The sequence below is a fragment of the Acinetobacter sp. CIP 53.82 genome (assembly GCF_000369465.1).
Lineage (GTDB): Bacteria > Pseudomonadota > Gammaproteobacteria > Pseudomonadales > Moraxellaceae > Acinetobacter > Acinetobacter indicus.
The window spans coordinates 604,108-623,856 of record NZ_KB850046.1; the positions used below are offsets into that span (position 1 = coordinate 604,108).

Sequence of the window (19,749 nt, forward strand, 5' to 3'; positions counted from 1 at the left end):
TTCACTTGCTAGCTTATAAGCCTTAGTCTTTCGGATGATTTTTCCGCGAAACAAATGCCAGAGCACCATTCTGTTGGCCCCTACAGGCCATAATCGCTTTACTAAATCAAGATATGTTTATTTATTAATTTTTCCAAAATTTTGCGTGAGTCGCTGCTATTGATCACTAAATTTGCAATGGCCAATCCTGCCAGCCGTATTCGGCTTCATTTACACTGAATTAAAATGATGATCTTATTCTGCGCCTGAATGCCGGCGTGATTTGTATATTTTTGCAATTTAAAGCGCTTAAGGCTTCATCAATCTGAAGGCTTATGGTATTCCTAAGAAGAACTATAAATTTCAATAATAAGGAGTACATACATGAGCTTAAAATTTACCCATCATCCTGAGTACTTTCTCTTTGCCCAGCTAATTATGCGTCATATTGAAAATTATATTGAGAAACATCCAGACGCGAACAATGCCATTTTCGATTTACGTGATATTTACGAGCTGTTCCGTCAGGACAAAGCCTCAGCCAGTATTAACCTCGATGGTATTTTAAATATTGCTGATGAGTACACGGTGGATACCCTGGACGGTGACCAGAAACTGATTAGCCGCTACAGTATTGATGCCAAAGACAATAAGCTGCTGTTTGACTTTAATCAGGCTGCACTGGAAGGCCTTAAAAAAGGCAAAGCCCTGATTGCTCCGGATGCCAAAATCCAGGAATAAAACAAAAAAGCGTGTTTTGACAACACGCTTTTTTAATTAACTTTTACGTTGCCATAAAAATTGTGAAATGGCTCTTAATGCGGCGGCATCTTCAGCAAAATAGTCTAGCGCCTGCAAAGCCTGATCATGCAAATCTGTGGCATAAGCCTGTGCCTGCTCCAGCCCCATCAATGCCGGATAGGTCGATTTCTCCACCTGCTCATCCTTACCGGCAGTTTTTCCTAACACTTCAGTATCAGAAATAATATCCAGAATATCGTCCTGGACCTGGAAGGCCAGACCAATCACCTGCCCATATTCACGCAGTTGTGGAATCGCGCGATCGGTACCCTCAAAAATCGCTACTGCAGCCATCATAATCGCCGCAGAAATTAAAGCACCGGTTTTATTGCGATGAATCGTTTCTAACGCAGCCTGATCAACCTGTTTGCCTTCGGCCTGTAAATCCAGCACCTGTCCGCACACCATCTTGGAAGACGCGGTCGCCAGAATCTGCATCTGCTTTAGCACAATTGTCGCATCTACTGCCGCCCCCTGATCAAACAGACGGCTGCCCAATACCTCAAAGGCCATTGACTGCAAAATATCACCCGCCAACAGTGCAGTATCTTCACCAAAGGCGGCATGACAGGTCGGCTGGCCACGGCGCAGCAAATCATTGTCCATACAAGGCAAATCATCATGCGCCAGCGAATAGCAGTGAATCAGCTCAATCGCCACCGCTGCACGGCGCACTGCCGCCATATTGGTATTCGGTTTTAAGGCTGCTGTGGCATAACACAAGGCCGGACGCACGCGTTTTCCACCCAGCATCACCGCATGATAGACCGCCCCTTTTAAAGGCTCAGGAATGGCAAAAGCGTCTAAGGCCGTCAATAAATCTTGTTGGATACGTTGTTGCGCTTCAGTCAACACGGTTACAGGGACGTCAGTGAGAGATGACACATTTGCCTCGAATTGGTTGTTCTATAAGATTGTTAGCCGTCACTGGCCAACCCCCTGTCCGCATTGTACCTCTAATTTAAGTTTTTTTAAGCCTTAACTACAGACAAGCGGATATTTCAGTTTTTTTTCAGCTTTCAATCTCAACCCATAAAAAAACGCCCCTATTAAGCATAGAGACGAATTCATTAATTCAGGCAAAATCAAGTCAGCGTTATTCCAGCACCTCGGCCGGTACACGTACCCAGCCCTCCATCAGCACCCGCGCACTACGGCTCATCACCGCTTTTTTCACCTGCCACTGACCGTTTTCCTGCACCGCTTGCGCGCCGACGCGTAAAGTCCCAGAAGGATGACCAAAACGCACCGCTTCACGCTCGCCACCACCAGCAGCCAGATTCACCAAGCTCCCCGGCACGGCAGCGGCTGTCCCAATGGCCACCGCAGCAGTGCCCATCATGGCATGGTGCAGTTTACCCATCGACAAGGCACGCACCAGCAAATCGACATCTTCAGCCTGAATATTTTTACCACTTGATGCGGTATAGCTCTGTGGACGCGCGACAAAAGCAATTTTCGGGGTATGCTGACGTTTTGCCGCTTCCGCTACATCATCAATCAAGCCCATCTGCTTGGCCCCATAGGCCCGGATTTTTTCAAAACGCGCCAGCGCCTCCGGATTACTATTAATGTCATCCTGCAATTCGGTACCGCTATAGCCAATTTCATCGGCATTTAAAAAGATGGTCGGAATACCGGCATTAATAAAAGTCGCCTGAAAAGTCCCGACATCTGGTACCACAAAGGTATCCACCACATTGCCAGTCGGAAACATGGCCCCGCCCTCTTCGCCATCATCGGCCGGATCTAAAAATTCAATTTGTACTTCTGCTGCCGGAAAAGTCACACCATCCAGCTCAAAATCACCGATTTCCTGCACCTGACCATTGGTGATTGGCACATGCGCGATAATGGTTTTCTGAATATTTTTCTGCCAGATGCGTACGGTACACAGACCGTTTTCCGGAATTTTATCGGCATCCACTAGCCCCTGACTGATGGCAAAAGCACCCACCGCCGCAGTCAGGTTGCCACAGTTACCGCTCCAGTCCACAAAAGGCTGATCAATTGCCACCTGACCAAATAGATAATCGACATCATGCTCCGGCTGGCTGCTTTTGGCCAGAATCACGGTTTTACTGGTACTGGAAGTGGCGCCGCCCATGCCATCAATCTGCTTGCCATAAGGGTCCGGGCTGCCAATGACCCGTAGCAGTAGCTGATCACGAATTTTTCCAGGCACTTGCGCTTCGACTGGTAAGTCATCTAATTTGAAAAAGACACCTTTACTAGTACCGCCACGCATATAGGTGGCTGCAATTTTAATTTGTGGAGCGCAGCGCATTCTTATCTAATCCTTTGATTTTTCGTTGTATTACATAATCCAAAGCAAGGTTTTTGCTTGCTTTAAATGATAACGTCTTTTGCTTAAAAAATCAGGCGAACTGGACTTAAGTATAAAATTTACCCAAATCTTTGGCTGCAGACTTGAAATTTTCAAGCCTAAAAAAATATAGCCAATAAAATTAATATCTTGATTCAATTATTGTTTCAAAAAAATGACCATTTTTCGATTTTATGAGCTGTTCTGAAGCGACTGGTGATCTACTAGGCTAATTTGCAACTATCTATTACAATCGAGCCACTTATTATACATTGTCGGGCTGAACACTTTGAACAACGAGTCTTCTCAACTTCAGCGTGGCTTAAAGAACCGTCATATCCAACTCATCGCCATGGGCGGCGCGATTGGTACTGGCTTATTCTTAGGTTCCGCTCAAGTCATCCAATCCGCAGGTCCCTCTATTATTTTAGGCTATGCGATTGGGGGTTTAATTGCATTTTTAATTATGCGCCAACTGGGCGAAATGATTGTTCATGAACCGGTTGCAGGTTCTTTCAGCCATTTTGCTTATCGCTATTGGGGGAAATTCCCTGGCTTCCTGGCCGGCTGGAATTACTGGATTTTATATATTCTGGTCGCCATGACCGAACTCACCGCTGTCGCCAAATATATTAACTACTGGTGGCCGCATATTCCGGCCTGGTCCTCGGTCCTGTTTTTCTTTATTGTCATTACCCTGATCAACCTCGGCAATGTAAAATTTTATGGGGAATCAGAATTCTGGCTGGCAATTATTAAAGTGGCCGCAGTAGTATCGATGATCATTTTTGGTCTGTACCTCCTGTTGACCGCAGATGCCAACTCGACTGCTTCATTTAGCAACCTCTGGAGCCATGGCGGATTCTTCCCGCACGGCTTTGAAGGCTTATTCTTCATGCTGGCCTTCCTGATGTTTGCCTTTGGCGGGATCGAGCTAATTGGTATGGCAGCAGCAGAAGCGCAGGATCCGAAAAAGACCATTCCCAAAGCCATCAATCAGGTGGTGTTCCGTATCCTGATTTTCTATGTTGGTTCATTGACGATTTTACTGTCGTTAGTGCCATGGAATCAGCTGGAACTGGGCGGTCTGGATAAAAGCCCATTCGTGATGATCTTTAGCCAGTTAGGCATTGGCTGGGCGGCACATCTGCTGAACTTTATTATTTTAACGGCGGCGCTGTCGGTTTATAACAGTGGTATGTATGCCAATAGCCGGATGCTGTTCGGTCTGGCCCAACAAGGCAATGCGCCAAAAGTATTCCTGAAAGTGAACAAGCAAGGCGTGCCAATTCCTGCGGTGCTGTTCTCTGCCCTGCTGATTTTTGGCTGTGTATTGTTGAACTACTTTGTACCGGAAGATGCTTTAAGCCACCTGATTTATATTGTGGTCGGTGCCTTGGTACTGAACTGGGCCATGATTACCCTGACTCACCTGAAGTTTATTCAGGCCATGAAAAACTCAGGTCAAACCACCTCTTTCCCTGCACTGTGGTCACCTGTGGGTAACGTGATTGTGCTGCTGTTTATTGCCACCATCCTGTACATTATGTGGACCCAAGGCTTTAGCGAATCGGTGTATATGATTCCGGTCTGGATTGTGCTGATGTGGGGTCTGTTTAAATTGCTAAAACAAAAAAACAGCTAAGTTATTTTTACTGACAAAAGAAAAAGTTATTACTTCGGTAATAACTTTTTTTTCAGCTTTTTTTCAGCTAAATTAAGGGCGTTTTGTGCCCTTAGCTTAACTGGATAGAGCAGTTGCCTCCTAAGCGACCGGCGTGGGTTCGAGTCCCGCAGGGCACACCATCGTATCTATAAAAAAGGAAGGCGCATCTCACTGCTGTCCCATAGTTTGCTTTAAATAAAAAAACCTGAGTCCTAACAGTTAAAATATGAGTGCAAACAAACACTTTAACGACCAGGATTCAGGTTTTGTCACATCAGAATACCGTATTTCATGAGCTAATTAAACCTGTTGTGCGACAGGATTTTGAACAACTTGCTAAAGTACACCATGTTGGACAGAAATTTAGAGCGGCTTCCCGGTGGGATCAGTTTATTGCCATATTGATGTCTCAATTCTCTTGTAGGCAAAGTCTGAGAGATATTCAATCCAATTTGGAGTGCCAACAGGAAAAGCTGAGTCATCTCGGAGCAAAGTCTATTCCCCGAAGCACGCTGGCACGAATCAATGAGCAGCAGCCTGCTGCCTTGTATCAACAGCTATTTTACAAGTTGCTTAAATACTATGAACACTCAAAAGTAGCTCATAAATTTCGCTTTAAGAATCCCTTGTATTCCTTGGATGCCAGTCATATTGACCTGTCGCTTTCCTTATGTGAATGGGCCAAAGTTCACGACTCAAAAGCCAGCATGAAACTCAGTATAGGATTGAATCACAGCAATGATATTCCTGAGTTTGTTGCAGTTGAAAATGGCAAAGAAAATGACATGGTACAAGGCCGCAAATTCCAGTTTCCTGCTGGCAGCATTGTAGTTTTTGATAAAGGCTATGTCGATTACCAATGGTATGCAAATCTGACTGCTCAAAACATTGGATTTGTCACACGTTTTAGGCCTAAATCTGTGTATCAGGTGATCCAGCAACATCCAGTGCTTGAATCCAAAGGTATTCTAAAAGATGAAACCATTCAGCTGAATAGCGCACATGCCCTAAAAAGAAAAGCCCCAGTGTTAAGAAGAATTGAATATAGAGATCAGCAAAGTGGCAAGCACTTTAGCTTTCTCAGCAATAACTTTCATTTAGCCGCCTCCACCATTGCGGCGATTTATAAAGATCGTTGGAAAGTTGAGCTGTTCTTTAAGGCGATTAAGCAGAATCTCAAATTAAAAGCGTTTCTAGGCCGCAGCAGGAACGCAATTCAGACACAAATCTGGATTGCGATGATCGCCTATTTATTGGTGAGTTTCGCTCGACATTTAGGAAAAACAGGTTGGACAGTTCAACGTTTACTCAGAATAATTCAAGTGAATTTGTTTGAAAGAAGAACTTTAAAAGCTTTATTTTCACCCGATAAAATACCCATAAAACAAGAGGAAGCTCAAATGAGCTTCCTCTTGTGAAAAATTGTGGGACAGCAATGAGGCGCATCTCCTTCCTTTTTTATCTTCAGCACTTCACCGAGATGAAGCAACTCGCGTAGCTGCCTTGGCGAATTCCCCCACCATTTTAAATCGGCTGTAACTGTGCGCTTAAACGTGCTGCCATCTCTCTTAAATACTGGATTTTTGGATGCTGCATATCCAGCGGCAAATCCGAAGCAGTGCCCAACACCGAAATCGCATATTCAATTTCATGGTGCTGATTTAATACCGGCACACAAATCGCATGAATTCCGGCCAGCAAATCGCCTGCGACCGTGGCCACACCTTCACTTAGAATCTGCTGTTTTAAAGTTAAAAATTCATCCCAGTTCTGCGGATAGACCACTTTCTGCTGTGCCTGATGCTGCTGCCATTCTTTTTCCAGCAAAGGTCGCACCAATGCTTCCGGCATAAACGCAGCATAAGCCCGGCCGGTGGCCGAATTCAGCATCGGCATGATCGAACCGACACGGGTAATTACCGAAACTGGCTGATTCGGCTCCAGCCACTGTACAATCAGTGGGCCTTGCGTCGTCCATTTGCTAATCTGCAATCCACAATCCAAATGCCGGTGCAGTTCATTAATCTGTGCCTGTGCCGCCTGCAGACTGTCACTGCGCTGGATACAGCTCAGACCAAAACGATAAGCCTGATCGCCCAGTGCATAACGACCATCTTCCAGCTGCTTGGCATAATTCATACGTACCAGACTGACCATATAACGGTGCACCTTGGCCGGATGCATGGCCAGTTTTTCAGATAAATCTTTGAGCATGACCGGATGACGATAGGTCATCAGCGCATCCAGCACGGTTAAACCCACCTCTAAAGATTGCACGCCCACCTGATTCTTTTCTGACATAAGAATTTTACTCTCCTGTAAACACCGAGCATTTTAGCGTGCTGTTCTGATTTATAAATGCATCTCTGCAGAATTCTTTTATTTACATTTTTACGATATTCGTAATTTAATTAACTATTGCGTAATTAATAAAAATGAGTATGATGAGATTTATGACAAAAATCAAGTGATCCAGATCACTCCCCAGATAGAAAACACTGGACCGTTTTCATCGAGATATGCAGGAACCCCATATGACTCAGCAAGCATTTGTAGACGTTGCAGCACATTCAGATTTCCCGATTCAGAACCTGCCGTATGGCGTATTTAGCGAAAGCCCAACGGGCCATCGCCGTATTGGTGTAGCCTTAGGTGAATGGGTGGTGGATTTGGCCATGCTGGAAGCGAACGGTTTTCTCAGCATTCAGGCCGGCGAAAGTTATTTTAATCAGCCGACCTTGAATAAATTTATTGAATCGGGTCAACACAACTGGCGCAAAATCCGTCAGGAATTACAAAGCCTGCTGTCTGCCGACAACCCGACATTACGTGACAATGACAGTTTACGTGCACAGGCTTTCTTCGCTCAGGCAGAAGTGCATATGCATCTGCCGGTACATATTCCGGGCTATACCGATTTCTATTCATCTAAAGAACATGCCACCAATGTCGGCTGCATGTTCCGCGATCCCAAAAATGCGCTATTACCGAACTGGTCAGAATTACCGGTCGGTTATAATGGCCGCGCCAGTTCTGTGGTGGTGAGTGGTACACCGGTGGTACGCCCATCTGGCCAGATCAAGTTACCAAATGCCGAACGTCCAATTTTCTCGGCTTGCCGTAAACTCGATTTTGAACTGGAAACCGGCTTTATTGTTGGCAAACCCAACAAACTGGGTGAACCAATCTCAATTGAGAATGCTTGGGAGCATATTTTTGGCATGGTGCTGTTCAATGACTGGTCAGCACGTGATATCCAGCAATGGGAATATGTGCCTTTAGGGCCGTTTAATGCCAAGACCTTTGCTTCATCCATTTCACCATGGATTGTGACCATGGAGGCGCTGGAACCGTTTAAAACCCGTACCCCGGTGCAAGAGCCACGTCCCCTGGCCTATTTACGTGAAGAACAGGTCGATAACAGCTATGACATCCATTTGTCGGTTGAGCTCAAAGCCGCACAATCGGAACAGAGCGATGTGATCTGCCAGACCAACTTTAAATATATGTACTGGTCGATGGCACAGCAACTGACCCATCACACTGTTTCAGGCTGTAATGTTCAGGTTGGCGATTTAATGGGTTCCGGCACCATTTCTGGTCCAACGCCGGATTCTTATGGCTCCTTGCTGGAACTGACCTGGAACACCAGCAAACCGTTAACTTTGGCCAACGGTCAACAGCGTGGTTTCCTAGAAGATGGCGACACGCTAATCATGAAAGGCTACTGTGAAAAAGATGGCCTGCGCATTGGCTTTGGTGAAGTCAGCGGCACCGTCTTGCCTGCAGTGCAATTTAACTTTGCCACAGATGAAGCGCAGGATGCTGCCCATGAAACTGTATAGTTATTTTCGCAGTTCAGCTGCTTACCGGGTGCGGATTGCGCTGAACCTGAAGGGCTTAAAAGCTGAGATTATTCCGGTACATTTGCTAAACAATGGCGGCGAACAGCATCAGCCTGCCTATCGTCAAATCAACCCAAGCGGCCTGATTCCGGCCTGGGTGGAGGATGATTTTCAGCTGAGCCAGTCGCTGAGTATTCTGGAATATCTACAAGAAAAATATCCGCAGCCAGCCCTGTTACCCGCTGATCTACAGCAACGTGCCAAAATCCGTGCTTTTTGCCAGAGCATTGCCTGCGATATTCATCCGATTAATAACCTGCGCGTGCTGCAATATTTAAGCGGCACGCTCCAACTCAGCGATGAACAGAAAACGGCATGGTATCAGCATTGGGTGACTTTGGGCTTTCAGAGTCTGGAAGCACAATTGACCGATTCCAATGGCCGCTTCTGTTTTGGCGATCAGCCCACTTTTGCAGACTGCTGCCTGATTCCACAGGTCTATAACGCCCAGCGCTTTCATGTCGATTTAACCTATTTTCCAAAAATTGCCGCGATTTATAGCCATTGTCTCACCCTGCCTGCATTTCAACAGGCCGCCCCCGAAGCACAAGCGGATGCCGCCTAAGATTCATCAATAAGGATATTGAACCATGACCATTCAAATTGAAAAAATTCACCATGTTGCCTATCGCTGTAAAGATGCCAAAGAAACCGTCGAGTGGTACAAAAAAAACCTGAATATGGACTTTATTCTGGCTTTTGCCGAAGACTATGTGCCGTCGACCAAAGCCTTTGACCCATACATGCATTTATTCCTGGATGCCGGCAATGGCAATGTACTGGCCTTTTTTGAACTGCCGACCCAGCCAGAAATGGGCCGTGATGAAAACACCCCGAAATGGGTGCAGCATATCGCCCTGAAAGTCAAAGACCGCGCTGCACTGCTCGAAGCCAAAGCGCATCTGGAAGCCAATGGTGTCGAGGTTTTAGGCGTGACCAATCATGGCATTTTCCATTCAATTTACTTTTTTGATCCGAATGGCCATCGTCTGGAACTGGCCTACGATGATGAAGCTGCGCCAGAAAAAATCGCCCTGATTACCGAAGACATGAAGCATGAAATGCTGGAGCAATGGAGCAAGACCAAACGCGCGCCGCATCATACCCATTTCCTGCATGCCTCCGAGTTAGACAACAACGCTGGCAGTGCCAAAGTCGACAGCTAAACAAGCAGGTTAAAACAGATGAATAAAGTAGTAGCAACTGCTGAGCTGGCGTTGGCCGATGTGGTGGCCGATCAGCAAACTCTCGCAGTGGGTGGTTTTGGCCTCTGTGGCATTCCTGAAGCCTTAATTGAAGCGCTAAAAAATACCGGGGTGATGGGACTGACCTGTATTTCCAACAATGCCGGAGTCGATGATTTTGGTTTGGGTAAATTGCTACAGACCAAACAGATTAAAAAGATGATCTCTTCCTATGTTGGTGAAAACAAGGAATTTGAGCGCCAGTATTTAAGCGGTGAACTGGAAGTGAAACTGACCCCTCAGGGCACACTGGCAGAAAAATTACGTGCTGGCGGCGCGGGGATTCCGGCCTTTTACACGCAAACCGGGGTCGGCACACTGATTGCCGAAGGCAAAGAAGTCCGTGAATTTGAAGGAAAACCCTATATTCTGGAACACGCCTTAACTGCCGATGTTGCATTAATTAAAGCTTACAAGGCAGATAAAGCTGGAAATCTAATATTCCGCAAAACTGCCCGTAACTTTAATCCTGAATGTGCCATGGCCGGCAAATTTACCATTGCGGAAGTCGAGCAGATTGTGGAAATTGGCGAGCTGGATCCGGATGAGATCCATCTGCCTGGAATTTATATCAACCGTGTGGTATTGAACAGCACACCCGAAAAACGGATTGAACAGGTGACCTTAAAGGCGGAGGCTTAAACCATGGCATGGACGCGAAATGAAATGGCCCAGCGTGCTGCACTTGAGCTGCAAGATGGCTTTTATGTCAATTTAGGGATTGGTCTGCCCACCCTGGTCGCCAACTATATTCCAGAACATATCAACGTCTGGCTACAGTCTGAAAATGGCCTGCTGGGCATTGGTGAGTTTCCGACTCAAGACACGGTTGATCCTGACCTGATTAATGCCGGGAAACAGACGGTAACCGCACAAGCGGGTGCATCATTTTTCTCGAGCGCAGAGTCCTTCGCCATGATTCGCGGTGGGCATGTCAACATTGCCATTTTAGGTGCCATGGAGGTGTCGGAACGTGGCGATTTGGCTAACTGGATGATTCCAAGTAAAAAAGTCAAAGGCATGGGCGGCGCCATGGATCTGGTGGTTGGGGTACAGAAAGTCGTGGTGCTCATGGAACACTGTGCCAAAGATGGCAGCCCAAAACTACTTTCCGAATGTAGTCTACCCCTGACCGGTCAAGGCGTCGTCAACCGGATTATTAGTGATCTCGGCGTGATTAATGTGACTGAACAGGGCTTAAAGCTCGTAGAACTGGCCAAAGATGTGACTGTTGCGCAGATTCAGGCTGCTACAGGTGCCAAGCTGATCACAACGGATCTAGATGCAGCTTAAATCCCACAGATCAGGAGCAGCCAAATAGCTGCTTCTGTTTTTAACCCACTAATCACCTGATTTTTAAGAGCATGCCCGTCTCTAAAATTTTGAATTAAATCTCAAAAATTATAGTTTCAAAGAAATAAGCATCAAATTTTCAGCCATTAAAATTGATCAAATTTCAATCAGTTGAAAATATTAAAAAAACATCTCTTTTTATAATTTTTTTATTATTTATCAATAAATAACAATAAAAAAATAAGATTAATTTAGAGTTTAAGCTCTAATGAGGTTGGATTTTATACTCAATAGTTCATGTAGAGCATTTACTCTTATTTTAATTGTGCTATTTTTGTCACATGGAGTAACAAAGGATTTCAGTGATAAAACACTGATCTCTCCAGAGTCAACAAACAAACAAGCATCAGAAAATTTTGTTAAAACTTTGTGCATCAAGGGAAAATGAAGAATGAAATTAAAAACGCTTAGCGCAGCAATGATTTTGGCAACAGTACCAATGACGGGTGCTTTTGCCGCAGCTCTAGATCGTTCTGGTCAATCTATGGCTGCATTTTTACAACCAGGTAACTATTTTGAAGCAGGAATTTCTGTATTAGATCCAAGTGTTTCTGGTAAGGAAGCAGGTGAAACCCCTACTCGCCGTAATATTGGTGATATGGCTGGCGATTATTACTTCCCTAGTGCAGCCTTAAAGCTTCAACCAACCAACAAATTCTCATTTGGCATTTTATATGACCAACCATTTGGTGCTGAAGCCGAATATACTGGCAATAATGCATTTGTTTCAGATGCTACAAATACAATATTACCTCAACCTGTACTTGATGGATTAATTCAATCTAACGTTGAAACAGCTATTGCCCAAGGCAGTAAAGAAATTAGTGATGCACTAACAGGTCAGAATACACCTCTACAAAATTTCAGTGATTTAACAGATACACAAATCATTACTGCAGGTGTTGCAAGCCAATTAATTAATGCTGGTCTTGCTCCAACCGATCCTGCATTTGGATCAACGCTACAAACACAAGTACAAAACTTAATCACCGCATCTGGCGGTACTGAAACTGCTAAAGGTATTATTCTTGAAGGAGCGAAACAAGCAGGCAATCAACAAGTTGATGATGTATTAGCTACAGCACCACTTGGTACAGGTAACACCAAAGTTGAAGTTGATACTCAAAATCTATCGTTTGTAATGGGTTATCAACCGACTGAGAACTGGAATATTTATGGTGGTGCTGTTTATCAAACTATTAAAGGTAATGTATCTTTACGTGGTCAGGCATACAGCCTATACAATGGCTATGATGCCTCCATTCCAGAAGACAGCGCTGTAGGTTGGTTAGCAGGTATTGCTTATCAAATTCCAGAAATTGCATTAAAAGCATCCCTAACGTATCGCTCAGAGATTGATCACAACGTTAATATTAATGAGAATATTCCTACCCTTCCTGCTTTAGCACTTTTAGATGGAGGTGCTGAAGCAGCAGCAGCTATTGCAGCGGCAAGTGGTGAAACTAAAATTACTACACCTCAATCTGTTAATCTAGATTTCCAAACAGGTATTATGGCCAATACTGTTGCCTTCGCAAATGTACGTTGGGTAGATTGGTCTAACTTCTCAATTCGCCCAAATAAGTTCGGTTTAATTTCCGAAGCAGTTGGCCCTATCGTTGAACGTCCTAATGGCTTCAATCTAGTTGAGTATGAAGATGACCAAATTTCTGCAACTGTAGGTGTAGGTCGCAAACTAAGTGAGCAATGGGCGGGTAACGTTTCTGTAGGTTGGGATTCAGGTGCAGGTAACCCTGTATCAACACTTGGCCCAACAGAAGGTTATTGGAATGTCGGTTTAGGTGTTCAATATTCACCTGCACCAAACTACTTCATTGCTGGGGGCGTTAAATATTTCATGTTAGGTGATGCTAAAGCACAGACCGGTGCTCAAGCAGGCGGCAATGAGTATGTAGCAGAGTTCGAAGATAACGATGCTTGGGCGTATGGCCTCAAAATCGGTTACCGCTTCTAATTTCAATATTTTTCAATAGAGCCACCCTTCGGGGTGGTTTTTTTGCACTAAAAACTTCTAGTTTTTATACAAGTGTTAACCAAATGTTTAAATTTAAAGCAATTAAACTCGTATTTACCCAAACATTACCCTAAAAAATTATTTAATAAAATTCATTTACTTAAGACCTGAAAATAGTACTTTCACTCTAATCAACTGCTATTTATAACTTATTCAGTTCATTTATTCTGCGAAGTTGAGCATTTACTCTTTTTTCAAATATGTTACTTTTCCTGAACTTTTTGTTACATAAAGCATCAGGGAACGACCATGAAGCTCAATAAAATCTATTCGGCTATTTTACTTAGCACTCTCCCACTTACACCTGCGCTTGCTGCTGGCTTAGACCGTTCTGGTCAATCTATTGCTGCATTTTTACAACCGGGTAATTATGCAGAAGCAGGTATTTCAATTTTAGATCCCAAAGTTCAATCTAATCAATTGAAAGTTAACGATATGGCAGAAGATTATTATTTCCCTTCTGCTGCGATTAAAGTACAAGCAACTGAACACATTTCTATAGGTCTTTTATATGACCAACCATTTGGCGCCGAATCTCTCTACCCTTCAAATAATCCAGTTTTTGGCGCGAATGGTGAAGCAACCCAAGTAGAAGTAGAAACACACAATCTTTCAGCTTTAATTGGTTACCAACCTACAGAAAACTGGAATTTCTACGTGGGTCCTGTTTATCAAACCGTACAAGGTACAGTATCTTTACGTGGACTTGCGTACGGGGGTGCTTCTAAACTTGGCAGCTACGACATTAATTTAAAAGAAGATGAAGCATACGGTTGGCTTGCTGGTTTTGCTTATCAAATTCCTGAAATCGCGTTAAAAACTGCGATTACCTATCGTTCAGAAATCAAACATGAACTTGATACTACTGAAACTTTTGGGTTTGGTGCAATTCAACGACCAAATGCACTCACTGAAGTTGTAACTCCGCAATCAGTAAACATTGATTTTCAAACAGGTGTTGCAGCCAACACTTTAGCTTTTGCCAATATCCGTTGGGCACATTGGGATCAATTTGCGGTCACACCAAAGTTTTTAAATGCAGCTTCTGGCAATAACCTTATTGACTATTCAGATGATCAATGGTCTGCAACCGTAGGCGTGGGTCGCAAGTTTAATAGTCATTGGTCTGGTTCTGCTTCTGTAGGTTATGACTCTGGTGCGGGTAACCCTGTCACCACTTTAGGTCCAACAGAAGGTTATTGGAGTGTTGGCTTAGGTGGTCAATATAGCCCAGCAGAAAACTATTTTATTCAAGCTGGCGTAAAATATTTTTGGTTAGGTGATGCTCATGCTCAAACGGGTGGCAATATCGTGGGTGAATTTACCGATAACTACGCATTAGGTTATGGCTTAAAAATTGGCTACCGCTTCTAAATTTTCAAAACCAAGTATAACAAAGGGCATCAAATGATGCCCTTTGTTATATTCAACTTCAGATTAAGCAGGAATATCACGTACCGAAGCACCACGAATTGCTTCTTTTAATGCTGCATAACCATGAATTGCAGGGAATTGTGGAAATTCTGCAATCACATTTTCAGGTGCATCAAACAGGAAACCGGCATCGGCTTCGCCAAGCATAGTGGTGTCATTATAAGAATCGCCTGCGGCAATCACACGGAAATTCAAACCATGTAATGCTTTTACCGCCTGACGCTTCTGGTCAGGTTGACGCAGCTTGTACGCGGTGATCATGCCATTTTCATCAGTTTCCAGTTTATGGCAGAAAATGGTTGGCCAGCCCAGTTGCTTCATTAGCGGATGGGCAAACTCGTAGAATGTATCAGATAGAATAATTAGCTGGAAATGGGTACGCAACCATTCCACAAATTCTTTGGCACCCGGAAAAGGACCCATATCGGCAATCACTTCCTGAATATCATTTAAACCTAAACCATGCTGTTTTAAGATATTCAAACGCTGTGTCATTAATACATCATAGTCAGGAATATCACGGGTTGTCGCTTCTAGCTCTTTAATCCCAGTTTTTTTTGCAAAGTTAATCCAAATTTCTGGAACCAACACACCTTCAAGATCAAGACATACAACTTCCATGAATGCTCCCCATATCTGTCATTGAAAAAAATTTGCTCTATCATAGACCAAGATCGTGCTTTTGACTTGTTATTTTTTAAATCTATTTTTTTCATAAGCATTGATTTTTTAGTGATAAGTCGGTTTTGGCATTTCTATTAAAATACAGCCGAAATAAATTAATATAGGTTTTGTCATCTCCAAGCCTATAGCCAGGAATATTATGACTACCATTCCCACTATTGATCTCGTTGACGCGCTTGCCGCCGAATATGCAGATAAATCTCCAAGTGAAATTCTAAAACTGGCACTCAGCCAGCCAGGTGAAATTGCGATTTCCTTTTCAGGCGCTGAAGATGTGGTGCTGATTGATATGGCGGCCAATCTGGGTCTGCCTTTTCGTGTCTTTAGCCTGGATACCGGCCGTTTGCATGCCGAAACCTATCAATTTATTGAAACCGTTCGCAAGCACTATAATATTCCAATTGAAATCTGTTTCCCGGAAACTGAAGCGATTCAGCAACTGGTTAATGAAAAAGGCCTGTTCAGTTTCTACGCCGACGGTCATCAGGAATGCTGCGGCATCCGTAAGGTTCAGCCGCTGCGTAAAAAGCTGGCCACGCTAGATGGCTGGATTACCGGTCAGCGTAAAGACCAGAGTCCGGGCACGCGCAATGAAATTCCAGTGGTTCAGGCTGACCCGGGTTTTTCTGGTCCTGGCAAACAGCTCATCAAGTACAATCCGCTGGCCAACTGGTCCAGCAGTGATGTCTGGAATTACATCCGTTTAATGGAAATTCCATATAATCCATTACATGAAAAAGGTTTTATTTCGATTGGCTGTGAACCGTGTACCCGTGCGGTGTTACCAAACCAGCATGAACGCGAAGGCCGCTGGTGGTGGGAAGATGCAACCCATAAAGAATGTGGACTTCACGCCGGAAATCTGAAAAAATAAATACGCTAGACCACTGCCCAGCAGTGGTTTATTTTTTTACGCAACAGAATAAACAAAGTTCCGCGTTTATATGATAAACACTATATACTAAGTCAGTTCACCTATAATTCTAAAAAGCCGTTCCAATGAGGGTCGGTCATATTGCAGTGAGGCAATTAACGCTATGCGTCCATTACATCCGATTGATTTTATCTTTCTGTCTTTAGAAAAACGCCAGCAACCAATGCATGTTGGGGGGTTATTCCTATTTCAGATTCCAGAGAACGCACCTGAAACCTTTATTCAAGATCTGGTCGAAGACATCCGTAATTCTCAATCGATGCCGATTCCACCATTTAATAATAAATTAAATGGACTATTCTGGGATGAAGATCCTGAATTTGATCTGGACCACCATTTTCGTCATATCGCCCTGCCTCATCCGGGACGAATTCGTGAATTACTGACCTATATTTCTCAAGAACACAGCGCGCTGATTGACCGCGCCAAACCGCTGTGGACCTGTCATATTATTGAAGGCATTGAAGGCAACCGCTTTGCTATGTACTTCAAAATCCATCATGCCATGGTTGATGGCATTGCCGGCATGCGCTTACTGGAAAAATCGCTCTCACACGATCCAGATGCCAAAAGTATTGTACCGCCTTGGTGTGTAGAAGGCCGCCGCGCCAAACGCCTGAAAGAGCCAAAAGCCAGCCGCTTTAAAAATATTGCAGCAGGCCTGAAAAGCCAGCTGGAAGCCACACCGCGAGTCATGTACGAGTTATCACAAACCGTAATGAAAGATATGGGCCGTAATCCGGATTATGTATCCAGCTTCCAGGCGCCAAGTTCAATTCTGAATCAGCGCGTTAGTTCCTCACGCCGCTTTGCTGCACAGTCCTATGAGTTTGCCCGTCTGCATAAAATTGCCAAGGCCCTGGGCGTGACTATTAATGACATTGTGCTGGCCATCTGTTCAGGTGCCTTACGTGAATATTTACTCAGCCAGAATGCCCTGCCAAGAAAACCACTAATTGCCATGGTACCCGCGTCAGTCCGGAGCGATGATTCCGATGTATCCAACCGGATTACCATGATTCTGGCCAACCTGGCGACGCACAAGGACAATCCGCTGGAACGTCTCAGCATTATTCGCCGCAGCGTACTAAATGCCAAAGAACGCTTTAAACGCATGAATGCCAACCAGATTCTAAACTATAGCGCCTTTGTTTATAGCGCCGCCGGCCTAAACATTGTGTCTGGTTTAATGCCAAAACGTCAGGCCTTTAACCTGGTCATTTCCAATGTGCCGGGACCGCGTGAAGCGCTGTACTGGAATGGTGCCAAACTCGAAGCGCTGTATCCGGCTTCAATTGTGCTGGATGGTCAGGCGCTGAACATCACCATGACCAGTTATCAGGACAAGCTGGAAGTCGGTTTAACAGCCTGCCGCAATGCCCTGCCAAAAATGCAGAACCTATTACAGCATCTGGAAGATGAAATTCAGCGTTTCGAACGGATTATTGAAACGGTAGATGTGACCTTGGACGAGGTGGAACAAAAAGTCAGTTAAAAGACTCGGCCCAGGCCGGAAGAACATCGAGATTCAGACGAAAAGTATGAATCTCTTTTTTAAGTTGTAATGATAAGAGAAAAAATTAAGGGGCTTTCAAAAGGCCCCTTAACTTTTAATGGTTCGACATTGTTTTAATAATTGCTGACAGACGGTGCGAATCATGGCGGTGGTAATTTGTACTTCTTTACCTTGCTCATCTACGATATACGCCGCACTGTGTACAGTTTTTGGTTCTAAAACTTTAAGACTTTTATTAATCACGACTTCGCTCATACCCATGATAGACCTCATTTTGCTGAAACCGTAAGGGAGATTACGGCTTTGGCTTTGGTGTATGCTTAGTATTGTGAATCTACCTAAAAAAGTAAAATTTCAGATGTAACAACTGTTTAACGATATCCTGTTACAATTTCAGCTTAAAATGATATCGTATTGCTCTTGCGTGTATAAATTTTCAACCTGGAATTTTATGACACGATTCACGAAATGCTCCAGATCCGCGACGGCTGGTGCTTCTGCGGTTAACAGCCGGTCAATCACCGATGGATGGGCAACGACAGTAAAGCCACGCTGAGATTCAAAGGCACGTGCATAGCGCATAATTTCTCGAAAAATCTCGTAACACACTGACTCGGCTGTTTTCACATAACCGCGGCCCTGACAGGTTGGACAAGACTCACACAGCAAATGTTCCAGAGATTCACGGGTACGCTTACGGGTCATTTCCACCAGACCCAGTTCAGACACCTGGGTAATTTTGGTTTTAGCATGATCGCGTTCCAGCATTTTCTCGAACTGGCACATCACTTCTTCACGATGCTGTGCTTCCTGCATGTCAATAAAATCAATGATGATAATCCCGCCCAGATTACGCAGTCGCAACTGACGTGCAATCACCTGTGTGGCTTCCATATTGGTTTTAAAGACCGTGTCTTCCAGACTACGCCCGCCGACATAAGAACCGGTATTGATATCAATGGTGGTCATGGCTTCGGTCTGATCAATCATCAGATAGCCACCCGATTTCAGCGCCACGCGGGTTTGAAGCGCCTTCTGGATATCTTCTTCGACATTGTATAAATCAAACAGCGGTCGCTCACCCGGATAATGCAACAAGCGGTTTTGCATATTCGGCACAAACTCATCGACAAAGTCTTTTAGCTTGGCATAGATTTCACGTGAATCGACATAGATTTTGGCAGTTTCTTCATTGGCCAGATCACGAATCACGCGCTGCGGCAAAGGCAGCTCTTCAAAAATTAAAGACGGCACCGCAATAATTTTCTGTTTACGCTGAATATGCTCCCACAGCTTGGCCAGATAGGCCATATCCTGGGCAATGGCGGCCTCTTCCACCCCTTCTGCGGCGGTACGGACAATCACCGAGCCCGGCAGTTTATGCTGTTTCTGAATCCGTTCAATCATCGAGCGTAAACGGTCACGCTCTTCATCCGATTCAATCCGCTGTGAAACGCCAATATGACTGCCAAATGGCATCAATACCAGATAACGCGAAGGAATTGACAGATCGGTCGACAGACGCGCACCTTTGGTACCGAGCATGTCTTTCATGACCTGCACAGTAAGGATTTGTCCCGGCTGTAACAGCTCGAAAACATTCGGGGTCGGCTGGCTGCGTGGCCAGACCATGTCATTGATATGTAAAAAAGCGGTACGTGACAGCCCAATATCGACAAAGGCGGCCTGCATACCTGGCAGCACCCGTACCACTTTACCTTTATAAATATTTCCTACTAAACCACGTTTGGCGGTACGTTCAACAAATAATTCATTGACCGTGCCGTTTTGAATTAACGCGACACGACATTCCATAGGCGTGACGTTAATCAACAACTCGTCAGACATAATACAACTCAAAGCCTTATAAAA

At 44.6% G+C, this 19,749-nt stretch carries 18 protein-coding genes and 1 tRNA gene; 13 read left to right on the plus strand and 6 right to left on the minus strand.

The window, feature by feature from the left end:
* Positions 1-363 precede the first annotated feature (363 nt).
* Positions 364-720 (plus strand): hypothetical protein, encoded by a 357-nt coding sequence (locus F905_RS08475; protein WP_005179658.1) that lies wholly within the window; start codon positions 364-366, stop codon positions 718-720.
* A 36-nt stretch (positions 721-756) separates the two neighbouring features.
* Here the strand turns inward: F905_RS08475 and F905_RS08480 are convergent, their stop codons facing one another.
* Both F905_RS08480 and prpF read right to left on the minus strand, forming a co-directional pair.
* Positions 757-1,665 (minus strand): farnesyl diphosphate synthase, encoded by a 909-nt coding sequence (locus F905_RS08480; protein WP_005179661.1) that lies wholly within the window; start codon positions 1,663-1,665, stop codon positions 757-759.
* Between the two features lie 211 nt (positions 1,666-1,876).
* Positions 1,877-3,067: a 2-methylaconitate cis-trans isomerase PrpF gene (gene prpF / locus F905_RS08485; RefSeq protein ID WP_005179664.1), complete on the minus strand. Its 1,191-nt coding sequence runs from the start codon at positions 3,065-3,067 to the stop codon at positions 1,877-1,879.
* 328 nt (positions 3,068-3,395) lie between these two features.
* Between prpF and F905_RS08490 the strand changes: the two genes are divergently transcribed.
* The 3 genes from F905_RS08490 to F905_RS08500 all read left to right on the plus strand — a co-directional run bounded on the left by F905_RS08490 (position 3,396) and on the right by F905_RS08500 (position 6,190).
* Positions 3,396-4,751 (plus strand): amino acid permease, encoded by a 1,356-nt coding sequence (locus F905_RS08490; RefSeq protein WP_034597873.1) that lies wholly within the window; start codon positions 3,396-3,398, stop codon positions 4,749-4,751.
* Positions 4,752-4,836: 85 nt separating this feature from the next.
* A tRNA-Arg gene (locus F905_RS08495) sits at positions 4,837-4,912 on the plus strand.
* Between the two features lie 126 nt (positions 4,913-5,038).
* A complete protein-coding gene (locus tag F905_RS08500; RefSeq protein WP_005176703.1) occupies positions 5,039-6,190 on the plus strand; it encodes an IS4-like element ISAbe18 family transposase in 1,152 nt (383 codons plus the stop codon).
* Between the two features lie 106 nt (positions 6,191-6,296).
* On the opposite strand, the gene F905_RS08505 is transcribed toward F905_RS08500, so the two are convergent.
* Complete coding sequence (locus tag F905_RS08505) at positions 6,297-7,073, minus strand: IclR family transcriptional regulator (RefSeq protein ID WP_005179671.1); 777 nt, start codon at positions 7,071-7,073, stop codon at positions 6,297-6,299.
* Between the two features lie 233 nt (positions 7,074-7,306).
* Here F905_RS08505 and fahA point away from each other — a divergent pair, with 233 nt between their 5' ends.
* From fahA to F905_RS08540, 7 genes are all read left to right on the plus strand, one after another.
* Positions 7,307-8,617, plus strand: a complete 1,311-nt coding sequence (gene fahA, locus F905_RS08510) for a fumarylacetoacetase (protein ID WP_005179674.1) — start codon at positions 7,307-7,309, stop codon at positions 8,615-8,617.
* Positions 8,604-9,242: a maleylacetoacetate isomerase gene (gene maiA / locus F905_RS08515; protein WP_005179676.1), complete on the plus strand. Its 639-nt coding sequence runs from the start codon at positions 8,604-8,606 to the stop codon at positions 9,240-9,242. The genes fahA and maiA overlap by 14 nt, the downstream gene beginning before the upstream one ends.
* A gap of 25 nt (positions 9,243-9,267) precedes the next feature.
* A complete protein-coding gene (locus tag F905_RS08520; RefSeq protein WP_005179677.1) occupies positions 9,268-9,843 on the plus strand; it encodes a VOC family protein in 576 nt (191 codons plus the stop codon).
* An 18-nt stretch (positions 9,844-9,861) separates the two neighbouring features.
* Entirely contained in the window at positions 9,862-10,563 is a 702-nt protein-coding gene (locus F905_RS08525) for a CoA transferase subunit A (RefSeq protein ID WP_005179680.1), read from the plus strand.
* A 3-nt stretch (positions 10,564-10,566) separates the two neighbouring features.
* Positions 10,567-11,214 (plus strand): 3-oxoacid CoA-transferase subunit B, encoded by a 648-nt coding sequence (locus F905_RS08530; protein ID WP_005179681.1) that lies wholly within the window; start codon positions 10,567-10,569, stop codon positions 11,212-11,214.
* Between the two features lie 451 nt (positions 11,215-11,665).
* Positions 11,666-13,249, plus strand: coding sequence for an outer membrane protein transport protein (locus tag F905_RS08535; RefSeq protein WP_005179684.1), 1,584 nt, complete (start codon positions 11,666-11,668; stop codon positions 13,247-13,249).
* Between the two features lie 309 nt (positions 13,250-13,558).
* On the plus strand, positions 13,559-14,683 hold the full coding sequence (locus F905_RS08540; protein ID WP_005179687.1) for an OmpP1/FadL family transporter: 1,125 nt from the start codon (positions 13,559-13,561) through the stop codon (positions 14,681-14,683).
* A 63-nt stretch (positions 14,684-14,746) separates the two neighbouring features.
* Here the strand turns inward: F905_RS08540 and thrH are convergent, their stop codons facing one another.
* Entirely contained in the window at positions 14,747-15,364 is a 618-nt protein-coding gene (gene thrH / locus F905_RS08545; RefSeq protein ID WP_005179690.1) for a bifunctional phosphoserine phosphatase/homoserine phosphotransferase ThrH, read from the minus strand.
* Positions 15,365-15,566: 202 nt separating this feature from the next.
* Here thrH and F905_RS08550 point away from each other — a divergent pair, with 202 nt between their 5' ends.
* Together F905_RS08550 and F905_RS08555 are read left to right on the plus strand one after the other, a co-directional pair.
* Entirely contained in the window at positions 15,567-16,301 is a 735-nt protein-coding gene (locus tag F905_RS08550) for a phosphoadenylyl-sulfate reductase (protein WP_005179693.1), read from the plus strand.
* A 163-nt stretch (positions 16,302-16,464) separates the two neighbouring features.
* Positions 16,465-17,856 carry a WS/DGAT/MGAT family O-acyltransferase gene (locus F905_RS08555; protein WP_005179696.1) on the plus strand — a complete coding sequence of 464 codons (1,392 nt, stop codon included), beginning with the start codon at positions 16,465-16,467 and terminating at the stop codon, positions 17,854-17,856.
* Positions 17,857-17,964: 108 nt separating this feature from the next.
* Here F905_RS08555 and F905_RS15520 read toward each other — a convergent pair whose 3' ends face one another.
* Together F905_RS15520 and rng are read right to left on the minus strand one after the other, a co-directional pair.
* On the minus strand, positions 17,965-18,138 hold the full coding sequence (locus F905_RS15520) for a PA1571 family protein (RefSeq protein ID WP_005179698.1): 174 nt from the start codon (positions 18,136-18,138) through the stop codon (positions 17,965-17,967).
* A gap of 132 nt (positions 18,139-18,270) precedes the next feature.
* On the minus strand, positions 18,271-19,725 hold the full coding sequence (rng, locus tag F905_RS08560; RefSeq protein ID WP_005179701.1) for a ribonuclease G: 1,455 nt from the start codon (positions 19,723-19,725) through the stop codon (positions 18,271-18,273).
* Positions 19,726-19,749 lie beyond the last annotated feature (24 nt).

What these genes read in the sequence shown, in the direction of transcription:
- F905_RS08550 (WP_005179693.1), top strand. Translation starts at nt 15,567, where the DNA reads ATGACTACCATTCCCACTATTGATCTCGTTGACGCGCTTGCCGCCGAA.
- F905_RS08555 (WP_005179696.1), top strand. Translation starts at nt 16,465, where the DNA reads ATGCGTCCATTACATCCGATTGATTTTATCTTTCTGTCTTTAGAAAAA.
- rng (WP_005179701.1), bottom strand. Translation starts at nt 19,725, where the DNA reads ATGTCTGACGAGTTGTTGATTAACGTCACGCCTATGGAATGTCGTGTC.
- maiA (WP_005179676.1), top strand. Translation starts at nt 8,604, where the DNA reads ATGAAACTGTATAGTTATTTTCGCAGTTCAGCTGCTTACCGGGTGCGG.
- prpF (WP_005179664.1), bottom strand. Translation starts at nt 3,067, where the DNA reads ATGCGCTGCGCTCCACAAATTAAAATTGCAGCCACCTATATGCGTGGC.
- F905_RS08505 (WP_005179671.1), bottom strand. Translation starts at nt 7,073, where the DNA reads ATGTCAGAAAAGAATCAGGTGGGCGTGCAATCTTTAGAGGTGGGTTTA.
- thrH (WP_005179690.1), bottom strand. Translation starts at nt 15,364, where the DNA reads ATGGAAGTTGTATGTCTTGATCTTGAAGGTGTGTTGGTTCCAGAAATT.
- F905_RS08525 (WP_005179680.1), top strand. Translation starts at nt 9,862, where the DNA reads ATGAATAAAGTAGTAGCAACTGCTGAGCTGGCGTTGGCCGATGTGGTG.
- F905_RS08530 (WP_005179681.1), top strand. Translation starts at nt 10,567, where the DNA reads ATGGCATGGACGCGAAATGAAATGGCCCAGCGTGCTGCACTTGAGCTG.
- F905_RS08535 (WP_005179684.1), top strand. Translation starts at nt 11,666, where the DNA reads ATGAAATTAAAAACGCTTAGCGCAGCAATGATTTTGGCAACAGTACCA.
- F905_RS08540 (WP_005179687.1), top strand. Translation starts at nt 13,559, where the DNA reads ATGAAGCTCAATAAAATCTATTCGGCTATTTTACTTAGCACTCTCCCA.
- fahA (WP_005179674.1), top strand. Translation starts at nt 7,307, where the DNA reads ATGACTCAGCAAGCATTTGTAGACGTTGCAGCACATTCAGATTTCCCG.
- F905_RS15520 (WP_005179698.1), bottom strand. Translation starts at nt 18,138, where the DNA reads ATGGGTATGAGCGAAGTCGTGATTAATAAAAGTCTTAAAGTTTTAGAA.
- F905_RS08520 (WP_005179677.1), top strand. Translation starts at nt 9,268, where the DNA reads ATGACCATTCAAATTGAAAAAATTCACCATGTTGCCTATCGCTGTAAA.
- F905_RS08475 (WP_005179658.1), top strand. Translation starts at nt 364, where the DNA reads ATGAGCTTAAAATTTACCCATCATCCTGAGTACTTTCTCTTTGCCCAG.